The sequence below is a fragment of the Actinoallomurus rhizosphaericola genome (genome assembly GCF_024055675.1).
Lineage (GTDB): Bacteria > Actinomycetota > Actinomycetes > Streptosporangiales > Streptosporangiaceae > Actinoallomurus > Actinoallomurus soli.
On record NZ_JAMXMW010000006.1, the window covers coordinates 268,429 to 278,576 of the forward strand.

Annotated in this window: 10 protein-coding genes; 4 read left to right on the top strand and 6 right to left on the bottom strand. The window is 70.5% G+C overall.

The window, feature by feature from the left end; translation table 11 throughout:
- Window positions 1-267 precede the first annotated feature (267 nt).
- On the bottom strand, window positions 268-960 hold the full coding sequence (locus tag NE234_RS16705) for an SDR family oxidoreductase (protein WP_252781202.1): 693 nt from the start codon (window positions 958-960) through the stop codon (window positions 268-270).
- A gap of 175 nt (window positions 961-1,135) precedes the next feature.
- On the opposite strand from NE234_RS16705, the gene NE234_RS16710 reads away from it, so the two are divergent.
- Together NE234_RS16710 and NE234_RS16715 are read left to right on the top strand one after the other, a co-directional pair.
- Complete coding sequence (locus NE234_RS16710; RefSeq protein ID WP_252781203.1) at window positions 1,136-2,065, top strand: helix-turn-helix transcriptional regulator; 930 nt, start codon at window positions 1,136-1,138, stop codon at window positions 2,063-2,065.
- 391 nt (window positions 2,066-2,456) lie between these two features.
- A complete protein-coding gene (locus NE234_RS16715) occupies window positions 2,457-2,852 on the top strand; it encodes a hypothetical protein (RefSeq protein ID WP_252781204.1) in 396 nt (131 codons plus the stop codon).
- 106 nt (window positions 2,853-2,958) lie between these two features.
- On the opposite strand, the gene NE234_RS16720 is transcribed toward NE234_RS16715, so the two are convergent.
- Window positions 2,959-4,302, bottom strand: coding sequence for a ricin-type beta-trefoil lectin domain protein (locus tag NE234_RS16720; RefSeq protein ID WP_252781205.1), 1,344 nt, complete (start codon window positions 4,300-4,302; stop codon window positions 2,959-2,961).
- Window positions 4,303-4,569: 267 nt separating this feature from the next.
- Window positions 4,570-5,127, bottom strand: coding sequence for a MarR family winged helix-turn-helix transcriptional regulator (locus NE234_RS16725; protein WP_252781206.1), 558 nt, complete (start codon window positions 5,125-5,127; stop codon window positions 4,570-4,572).
- A gap of 151 nt (window positions 5,128-5,278) precedes the next feature.
- On the opposite strand from NE234_RS16725, the gene NE234_RS16730 reads away from it, so the two are divergent.
- Entirely contained in the window at window positions 5,279-6,193 is a 915-nt protein-coding gene (locus tag NE234_RS16730; protein ID WP_252781207.1) for an NADP-dependent oxidoreductase, read from the top strand.
- Window positions 6,194-6,227: 34 nt separating this feature from the next.
- Window positions 6,228-7,193, top strand: a complete 966-nt coding sequence (locus NE234_RS16735; RefSeq protein WP_252781208.1) for an alpha/beta hydrolase fold domain-containing protein — start codon at window positions 6,228-6,230, stop codon at window positions 7,191-7,193.
- A gap of 158 nt (window positions 7,194-7,351) precedes the next feature.
- On the opposite strand, the gene NE234_RS16740 is transcribed toward NE234_RS16735, so the two are convergent.
- From NE234_RS16740 to NE234_RS16750, 3 genes are all read right to left on the bottom strand, one after another.
- Complete coding sequence (locus tag NE234_RS16740) at window positions 7,352-8,242, bottom strand: alpha/beta fold hydrolase (RefSeq protein WP_252781209.1); 891 nt, start codon at window positions 8,240-8,242, stop codon at window positions 7,352-7,354.
- A gap of 72 nt (window positions 8,243-8,314) precedes the next feature.
- Window positions 8,315-9,220: an epimerase gene (locus NE234_RS16745; protein ID WP_252781210.1), complete on the bottom strand. Its 906-nt coding sequence runs from the start codon at window positions 9,218-9,220 to the stop codon at window positions 8,315-8,317.
- A 143-nt stretch (window positions 9,221-9,363) separates the two neighbouring features.
- On the bottom strand, window positions 9,364-10,065 hold the full coding sequence (locus NE234_RS16750; RefSeq protein ID WP_252781211.1) for an HAD family hydrolase: 702 nt from the start codon (window positions 10,063-10,065) through the stop codon (window positions 9,364-9,366).
- Window positions 10,066-10,148: the final 83 nt, after the last annotated feature.

Below are 10,148 nucleotides of genomic sequence, written 5' to 3' on the forward strand. Positions count from 1 at the left end.
GGTCGCCGTTTCGCTCCTGCGCAGGTCCCAGACGGTACCGACCTGGCCCGGACGTGGTCCTCAGACTTGGAAAGCGTGTTGGGGGCAACCCCTCGCGAGTTCGAATCTCGCATCCTCCGCCAGCTTGATCAGGCAAGACGTCGGCCGGCACCCCGAGTGTGCCGGCCGACGTGCTTCTGGCCTTGGCGTGCCTCGATCACTCACCGGAGGCAGCACTGACCTCAGCCCGGCATGCGGCACGCGGCGTGGTGTGACAACCGAGCGTGGTCAGGCGGGCTGGCCCATGGGCCGGATGGTCAGGGTGTTGAGGTCGACGCCCGCCGGCTGGTCGAGGGCGAAGCAGATGGCCTCGGCGATGGGCTCGGGAGGCAGGGCGAAGGGGGGAACGCCGGCGCCTTGCCAGAAGGGGGTGTCGATCATGCCGGGGTTGACAAGGGTGACACCGATGCCGCGGGTCGTGGCGTACATGCGCAGGTTCTCAGCGAGTCCGGTGGTGGCCCACTTGGTGGCCGAGTAGAGATTGCCGGGAGAGTTCTTCAGCCCGGCGACGCTGCCGATGAGCACCAGCCGTCCGCCGGTGGCCTCCAGGTGGGGCAGGGCGGCGTGGGCCAGCAAGGCGGGGCCGAGGACGTTGGTGAGGACCATGGACGACCACCGGGTCGGGTCGCCGTCCCCGATGGAGTCACCGGTCATGAATCCGGCGTTGGCCACCGCCGCGTCCAGGGCACCGAAGTGCTCCACGGTGCGGGTCACGGCCGACTCGGTGGCCTCCCAGTCCGCCGCGTCCGAGACGAGACCCAGCACCCGGTCGGGGTGGCCGGCGTCCTCGAGGAAAAGCTTCAGTTTGTTCTCGTTGCGGCCGGTGACCACCACACGGTGGCCGCGGTCGAGGAGCAACCGCGCGGTGTGGGCGCCGATACCGCTGGTCGCTCCGGTGATCAGTACGGTCTTGCTGGCCATGGTCATGCTCCTGAGGTGTGGATGGGGGACGGCGGACGGCGGCCCGCGATGAAGGAGGGCCGTTCGAGTCCGCCAAACCCAAGGAAATCGGCGCCGTAAGAGGCGGACAAGGTTGCGTTTATGGGGGGTATAAACGCAACCGCTCTATCGGCCGGACCATGGATACCCTGGACGAATGGAACCTCCGTCCGAAAACCACACCGGTGATCCCACCGACAACCGCTCGGAGATCCGCGACTTCCTCATCAGCCGACGCGCCAAGCTCACTCCGGAGCGGGTCGGACTGCCCACCAGCCGGCGCCGACGGGTTCCTGGACTACGGCGCGAGGAGGTCGCGGCCCTCGCCGGCGTGAGCACCGAGTGGTACACGCGGCTGGAGAAGGGCCACATCGGCGGTGTCTCCGAGGACGTGCTGGAAGCGGTCGCGCAGGCACTGCACCTCAATGAGGACGAGCGCACCTACCTGTTCGAGCTGGCCAGAGCGGCTCGCCCGACCCGCCGCAGGCCGAACCGCCGCAAGGACGTCAGGATCCCGTCCTCCGTCCAATGGATGGTGGACTCCATGACCATGGCCCCCGCCTTCGTACGCACCGGCCGTCTGGACATCGTCGCGAGCAACGCGCTGTGCAGGGCCCTGTACTCACCGATGTTCGACAGCGACACCACCGCCGACCGGGGCTGCGCCAATTTCGCCCGTTACTTCTTCCTCGACCCCGGCTCCCCCGACTTCTTCGTCGACTGGGAGGAAGGCGCGAGGGCCACGGTCGCGGTGCTCCGCGCCGAAGCCGGACGTGAACCTCACGACCGGGTCCTGCGTGAGCTCGTCGGTGAACTCTCCACGCTCAGCCCCGACTTCCGCACCATGTGGGCCAGTCACGACGTCCGAATCCGTCACGAAGGCGTCAAGCGGCTGAACCATCCCGAAGTCGGCCGCGTGGAGATGACCTTCCGCGACCTGAATCTGCCCCTGCCTCAGCGGGCCGTCCACGACCTGATCATCTACACGGCCGAGCCGGGCACCCCTTCGGAGGACCGCCTCAAACTCCTCGCCAGTTGGACGGCACCGCAGACCTCACCCACGGAACCGATCCGGCCGCCCCGCTGACCTCACGCGTTCATGAGGTGGCTGTCCAGGGGTTGATCCACCTCGCGGATCGGCCTGGTGACCGATTCCAAGCGGGGTTCGTCTTGTACGCGCTGGAGGTGACCAGCACGCCGGAAGTGCGGCCCGCCGGTGGCGGGCCTCAGATCGAGTTCCTCATCCGGTGGGCGGCTGACCGGCCCGACGTATTTCCTGGTCACGGTTTGGATCAGCGTGGCCGCCGGGGGCGTCGTACGCCGCGAATCACCCCGCTATTGGCGAATCGATACTTGGTTCTTCGCTCTTGCTCCGGCGTTGACATCTTGGCCGCATATTCCAGGTAGCGCCACCTTAGGGAGTTTTCAATGCGATAATCCCTTCGCGCCGCACGGTGCAGTGTCCTCGAGGAGCACGAATGAGAATCCCGTTCAGAGCAACACTCGGCGTGCCGATGGCGGCTGTGGTGGCCGCGGGCGTCCTCGCACTCTCGGCCGGTCCCGCCTCGGCGTCCTCACACGGCAAAGAGGTGGCTCAAACGTTCGGCGGCAGTCTCCACGGCTGCGTTGTATCTCTCTACTACAACAAACACACGGGCTGGGCGTATGCCGATACCGGCGTATGGGCCGGCGGCCCTTGGCAGTGCAAGGGCTTCGTCAAGAACAATCACGGCGGCAAGAGCTGGACGGCGAAGACCGCCACGGACGCATGGAGCGGAGGGGTGTGGCGCCCCCGCGGGTACAAGGCTCAGGCATGCTCGTACGCCTACTACAAGGGCAAATACCAAGGCTGGCGCTGCACGAAGTGGTACTAAGGGCCGTGTCCCGCTTCGTTGAGGAGATCGCCCGCCGGGCCGGCACCTCACAGGTACGGGCCCGGCGTGCTTCAGTCGGCATGTGGCCGCTCGGTCACCTGCGACATCAATTCCACTTCTGATTGTTGCCGCCGTTGCAGGTCCACAGCTGCACCAGGGTGCCGTTGGCCGTCCCGGCGCCGTTGGCGTCGAGGCACAGGCCGGACTGCACGTTGGTGATGGTGCCGTCGGCGTTGACGTTCCATTGCTGGTCGGCGCCGCCGTTACAGTCCCAGATGACCGCCTTGGTACCGGACGAGGTGCCGGCGTTCGCGGCGCCCAGACACTTGCTCCCATAGACCTGGAGTTGTTTGGCAGAGGTCTGCGCCCATTGTTGGTTCGACCCGCCGTTGCAGTCCCACAGCTCGACCTGCGTGCCATTGCTCTGCGAGAGGTTCGGGACGTCCAGGCAACGGCCGGCGTTGACGTTGCGCAGCGGCGCCGGCGAGGACGGTGGAGGCGGGGTGGGTGAGGAACCGCCGCCCTGGAACTGCGTGAAGAAGCTCCACACGACTCCAGAAGTCCAGGTCCGCCAGCCGTCACACGTACACCCGTCGATGGGGCCGGGGTCGTGCCCTGCTCCGTCGAACGCGGCCCAGACGACGGGGTACCCCGACCGGCATCCGGAGTAGGTGGTCACGATGTGCGTCAGGCTGCCGTACGCCGGCTCGGGCGGGTTCTGCGGCGTGCAGCCGTTGTTCCTGACGAACGTGTCGCGAAGGGACCGCCCCGAGGCGATGGGCAGCACGTTGTCCCTGATGCCGTGAAGCCCGATGTAGGCGACGGGCTGGGTGCCGCCGCTGCATCCGCTGAGGTTCGCGCCGGAGTAGACCGCGACGGCACGGAAGACCGTCGGCCGGGCACAGGCGAGGGCGTACGTCATCGCGCCGCCGTAGCTGAAGCCCGACGAGAAGATCTGGGTCGTGTCGACGCACAGGCCACCCTCGATCTGCCGGAGCATGTCGTCGACGAAGGTGACGTCCTGGCCGCCGGAGTTGGCCCAGCCGTTGTTGATGCCCTGGGGCGCGACGAAGATCGTCGTGTTGCCGGCGCTGTCCGCCAGCCGCCGCAGTCCGTAGTAGGACCAGTTGTAGCCGTCGGTTCCGCCCGAGTCGACGTCGTTCGCGGTGCCGCCGACCCAGTGGAAGCCGAAGATCAACCGGTAGGGGTGGTTGCTGTCGTAGCCGCTGGGGACCCGCAGGATGTAGCTGCGGTTCTGGCCGCTGCTCTGGATCGTGTGGGTTCCGCTCGTCAGCGTCGGAGCCTGACCGCATCCGGCGGTCGCCGCCGCGGGGCGGGGCGCGGTCGCCGACGGCGTACGGCCGAGGCTGCTGCTCAGCGCCGTCCCTCCGGTGGCCAGGACGAGGAACGCCGCCACCACGATGGGCACGAGAAGCATTTTTCGTCTCATCTACTCCTCCTTCACTCGGAGAGAGGGGCCGCCGCGTCTCACCGGCTGCCCAACGACGATGTCGAATCGATTCGACGTGAGGTTACGAGCAGCCTGAAACCAGGTCAACGCTCGTCGTCAACGTCGGCTCACGGGCGAAGCGGAAGCTCACGCCGCGCCCATCCGTACTGGTCAGGGCGCCGGAGCGCGCCCCGCCGCCGACCCGAGATCCGGCGTCGTTTCACGACGGTTTTCATGGAGCGGGGAATGACACGAGGGGCGAGCCGGTCAGTCCTCGTCCGTGCCGCTCCAGCGGGTCTGGCGACCGGAGGGCCGCGGCAGGGTGCCGTGGACGAGGATCTGCTCGTGGATCTGTTCGAGGGCCGTCTGCAGCGGTGCGAGCAGGCCGGGGTCGAGTCCGTCGAAGAACATCCGCTTCACCAGGGCGGCGTGGCCCGGGGTGGCCCGGTGCAGCGCGTCCCGGCCCTGTGAGGTGAGCACGGCGTCGGTCGCCCGGGCGTCGGCGCTCGACGGGCGGCGCTCGACCAGGCCGCGCGCCTCCATGCGCAGCACCTGGTGGGAGACCCGGCTCCGCTCCCAGCCGATGCGGATCGCCAGGTCGCTGAGCTGCAGCCGCCCGCCGGGAGAGTCGGCCAGGGCGTTGAGGACGTGGAAGTCCTGGAGGGAGACGTCGCCCTCGGCCTGCAGTCCGCGGTTGATCTCGTAGTTGAGCCGCAGCGCCACCCGCATGTAGGCGAACCAGGTGGCCTCCTGTTCGGCGGTCAGCCCGCTCCCGGCCGGGCGCGTCGCCGGCCCGTCCGCACTGTCCCGCAGGTCCTTCGGCATGCCAGCTCCTTTGCATGGTGCCGCCGGGCGCCGTGATCAGGCTAACCAATGCCCGACGGGCGGGACGGCACATCGGAACTATTTTCGTGACACATCACGTTAAGGTGCATTGCGTGACACATCACGCATAGTGCGGTGAGTGGAGGCGGATATGACGAAGGCGGTCGTGCTCAGCGACTACGGACCCCCGGACGTACTGGTCCCGGGCGAGGTCGAGATCGGCCCACCGGGGCCTGGGCAGATCCGGGTGAACATCGAGTTCGCCGGGGTGGGACCGACGGACCTGGCGATCAGGTCGGGTCACCTGAAGGGCGCGTTCGGCAACCGCCCGGGGTCGGTCCTCGGCTTCGAGGCGGCCGGCGTGGTGGACGCGGTCGGCCCCTCGGTGAGCGACGTACGGCCGGGTGACCCGGTCGCCGTCTTCCTGCCCGAACTCGGCGGCTACGCCGGGCAGGTGCTGGCCCGCTACTGGGTACGGGTGCCGCGGTCCGTCAGCGCCCAGGACGCCGCGGCCCTGCCGGCCTCCGGTGAGGCGGCGGCACGGGTCGTCGACGAGACCGGCGTCGCCGCCGGTGAGACCGTGCTGATCGTCGGAGCGGCGGGATCGGTCGGGCTGATCGCCGGACAACTCGCCGTCGCCCGGGACGCCCGGGTGCTCGCCGCGGTACGCCCCGGCGACTTCGACCTCGTAACGGAGGTGGGCGCCACCCCGGTCGCCTACGGTCCCGAACTGGCGGCGAACGTCCGGGCGGTCGTCCCGTCGGTGGACGCGGTCATCGACGCCTCCGGCGCCGGGGTCCTCGGCGCCGCGGTCGAGCTGGCTGGCGGAGCCGACCGGGTCGTCACGCTGTCGGACCCGCACGCCGCCGACTTCGCCGTCCGGCTTTCCGGGCCGGACGGGTCCCACATCGCGGAACGGCTGCAGGCCGTCATGGCACTGCTGGCCGCGGGAAGGCTGACACTGCGCTCGCAGACCGTCGCCCCGCTGGCGGACGCCGCGCAGGTCCACCGCGACCTGGAGAGCGGCACGCTGCGGACCAAGGTCCTGCTCTCCGCCCAGGCCTGAGACCTTCGACCACCATCTTCAGAGGAGAATCATCATGACCGACCAGGTCAAGCCCGTACTCGAGCCGGCCGCCCAGGCGTTCGCCGATGCCAACTCCACGCCGCCGTTCCTGTTCCAGCTGCCGCCCGAGGAGGGGCGGAAGATCGCGGTGAAGGTGCAGACCGACCCCGTGCCCACGGTGGCGCCCGCCGACGTCGAGGACATCGAGGTCGACGGCGGCCCGACCGGCAGCGTCCGGGTGCGCATCGTCCGCCCGGCCGGCGCGAGCGGCGTCCTGCCCGTCATCGTGTACGTGCACGGCCTGGGCTGGGTGTTCGGCGGCCCGGTGACCCACGACCGGCTGATCCGGGAGTTGGCCGCCGGGACCGGCGCCGCCGTGGTCTTCCCCGACTACGACCTCGCGCCGGAGGCGAAGTACCCGACCCAGATCGAGCAGGTCTACGCCGTCGCCGAGTGGGTCGCCGCCAACGGTGCGGACTACCGGCTGGACGGTTCGCGGATCGCCATCGCCGGGGACTCCGTCGGCGGCAACATGGCCACCGTCGCCACCATCCTGGCCAAGCAGCGCGGCGGCGTGCGGTTCGCCGGGCAGCTGCTGTACTACCCGGTCACCAACGCCGACTTCGAGACCGGCTCCTACCACCAGTTCGCCACCGGCTACTTCCTCGCCCGCGAGGGCATGCAGTGGTTCTGGGACCAGTACACGACCGACCCCGCTCAGCGGGCCGAGATCACCGCCTCACCGCTCCGCGCGACCGGTGACGACCTCGCCGGGCTGCCGCAGGCCCTGGTGATCGTGGCGGAGGCCGACGTACTGCGGGACGAGGGGGAGGCCTACGCGGCCAAGCTCCGCGCGGCCGGGGTGCCCGTCACCGCGGTCCGATACGGCGGAATCATCCACGACTTCGTCGGCCTCAACCCGCTGCGGCACACCTTCGCCGCCCAGGAGGCGATCCAGCAGGGCATCGCCTTCCTCTCCCGCGTGCTCGGCACCGACTGAGCCCGGGCATCGGGCAGCCGGTAGGGCCGGCGCCGCCCCTACCGGTTCCACGTCCGGGATGGTCCCGTGTCCGGCCCGTCCCGGACGGTCTCCGGTTCCCGGTATCCGTCGAGACGCCGGCGGAACCGTCCCCATGGGATCCGGCATGACGCCGAGGTTCAGGCGAGGAAGGTCTCCAATGCGCGGTTGAGCTGTTCGGGTCGCGCGGCCGGCATGGCGTGGTGGGACACGCCGGGCAGGACCGCGCCGACCACGTGGGGCATGAGCCGGCGGGCGTTCGCCGATACCGTGCGAATGTCGTGCGCCCGGCTCTCTCCTGCCAGGAGCAGCAATGTCGGGACGGCGCAGGCGCGCAGTCGCTCAGGCGCGGGCCGGCGCGCCACGACGATCCTCGCGCCGGGGAACGTACGGCCGAGGCACATCAGCTCGAGCCAGGCCGGGTCGACCTCCGTGTTCGCCGTCTCCCATTCGATGAAGGCGCGCACCCGCTGGGCGCTCGGCCGGACGAACATGGGCACGGCGCGCAGGCGGTAGCCCGTTCTGAGGCCGGCGAAGCAGTCGGTCGGGTCGAGGAGCGCGAGCCTGCGCACCCGCCCCGGCGCGTGAAGGGCGTAATTCAGCGCGAGCCAGCCGCCGTACGAGTGGCCACAGACCGACGCGCCGTCGAGGTCCAGCGCGCCGAACAGCGCGTCCAGCCAGTCCATGAATCCGGCCAGGCCGCCGATCGGGCGACCGTCGCCGACGCTACGGCCGGCGTCCCCGATGGTGTCGACCGCGTAGACGCGGAAGGTGCGGCCTAACGCGCCGACGTTGGCGAACCAGACCGTCGACGTGGCACCGGCGCCGTGCAGGAGGATCAGGGGCTCGCCGTCGCGCGGTCCGCACACGTTGACGTGGGTCGTGCCGAACGGCGACGGCACGTCGACGGACTCGACGGGAAGCGGCCACCGGGCCAGGACGGCGTCGTACGCCGCGAGGTACCCGGCTCGCCCCGGCCACGTCTCCACGGCCGGCCGGGGGCGGCCCCGCGGTGACCGATCACCGGCCATGTGATCACCTCAGCTCGTCCAGTCGACTCTAGAACGATCACATGACGCCGTCGAGCACAGGGCCGGCCGTGGTCAGAGCAGGTCGGCCAGTGCGGGCCCGAGCTCGGGGAAGGCGAACGTGAAGCCCGCGTCGCTCAGGCGGGCGGGTACGCAGCGTCGGCCGAGCAGCGCCAGCGCCGGGTCGGTTCGCAGCAGGAGCGCTCCCAGCCGCAGGAGCGGCGTCGGGGTCGGCGGGGCGGGCGGGCGATGCTGGAGCGACCGGAGCGTCGCCATGAGCTCCCGGTTGCGGACCGGCGAAGGGCTGGTCGCGTGGACGACGCCGGTCATCGACGGGTCGTCCAGGCAGCGGCGGACGATGGCGAGCAGGTCCGTGACGTGCAGCCAGCTGATCCACTGCCGGCCGGAGGCGATCCGCCCGCCCAGTCCCCAGCGCACCAGGCCGGTGAGGCGATCGAGCGCGGGGGTGTCGCGGTCGAAGACGACCGCCGTGCGCAGGACGACCCGGCGCTCGGCGGGCGCGTCGGCGGCGGCCGCCTCCCAGGCGCGCGCCACGCCGGCCATCTGCGGCGGCCCGTCGGCGGGCGGATGGTCCTCGGTGATCGTCGCCTCGCCGCCGTCGCCGTAGATCGCCAGCGTGCTCATCTGGAGCCAGGCGATGGGCGGGTCGTCGAGGTGGGACGCCGCCTCGGCGAGGGCCCGGGTCGGCCGGACGCGTGATTCGGTGAGCAGCTCGACGTTGGCCGGGGTGGGCCGTCGGTCCACGAGTTCGCCCGCCAGGTTCACGACGGCCGCGCCCGCCAGTTCCGCCACCCACGGGCCCGTGGTGACGCCGTCCCAGCCGACCTGCCGGCCGGGGCGCCCGGGGTCGTACGGACGCGGCGAACGCGTCAGCACGACGACCTCGTCACCACGCGCGGTCAGGTCGGCGGCGATGCGCCGCCCCAGCACACCGGATCCTCCGGCGAGTACGACCTTCATCTGAGCCCCCGTTCGACCCGGCGACGGTTCTCACCTCTGGAAGATCAAGCTAGGACCTGTCCGGGTGAGCCGTCGCGGCCGGTCTCGGCCGCGCTCGGTGCTCACAGACGGGCAGTGGGCGCCGGTGATCAGCGCATGCGGAGTCAGGGGGCGCTCGCGCCCAGGACCGACCGCACCACGGCCTCCGTGTCGCGGAGGTCGGCGAGGACCAACTCGGCGCCCGCGGCTCTGAGGGCGGCCTCGTCGCTCGCGCCGGTCTCGACGGCGACGACCCGGGCGCCGCCCTCGTGACCGGCGAGGACGTCGTGCGGCGTGTCGCCGATGACGACCGTGTGCGCGGGATCGAAGGAATGGCCGTACTTCTCACTCGCGCGTTCGCGGGCGAGCCCGACCATCGGCGGCCGCCGGAGGTCGTCGAACCCGAACGCCCCGACCTCGAAGTCCACGAGGGTGTGCAGGCCGAAGGCGGCCAGCTTGCCGCGTGCGATCGGCTCCATGTTGCCCGTCAGGACGGACTGGACGACCTCGGGCCGGGCCGCGAGCGCGGACAGCGCCTCGCGGGCGCCCGGGAGCGTACGGCCGCGGCGGCCGATCTCGTCCGCGCGGTCGGCGAAGCCGGTCGCCAGCGCGTCGCCGAAGGCGGCCAGCAGGGTCTCGGTCGGCGTGATCCGGTGCAGGTGGAGCGTCTCGGTGATGATCGCCCGGTCGGTTCTGCCCGCCATCGTCGCGAGGCGTTCGAGCGGGCGGCCGGTGACGTTGTGGAACACCGTCGCGTAGATCTCCGCGCTCAGTCCGCGAATACTGATCAACGTGTGGTCGACGTCCCACAGGACCAGAGTGCGCACGTCGGAATGGTAGATGCTGCGGTCACCGGGCACCGGGGGCGCGCGCGGGATCACGTGATGATCTCGCACGAGCGAGACGTCCG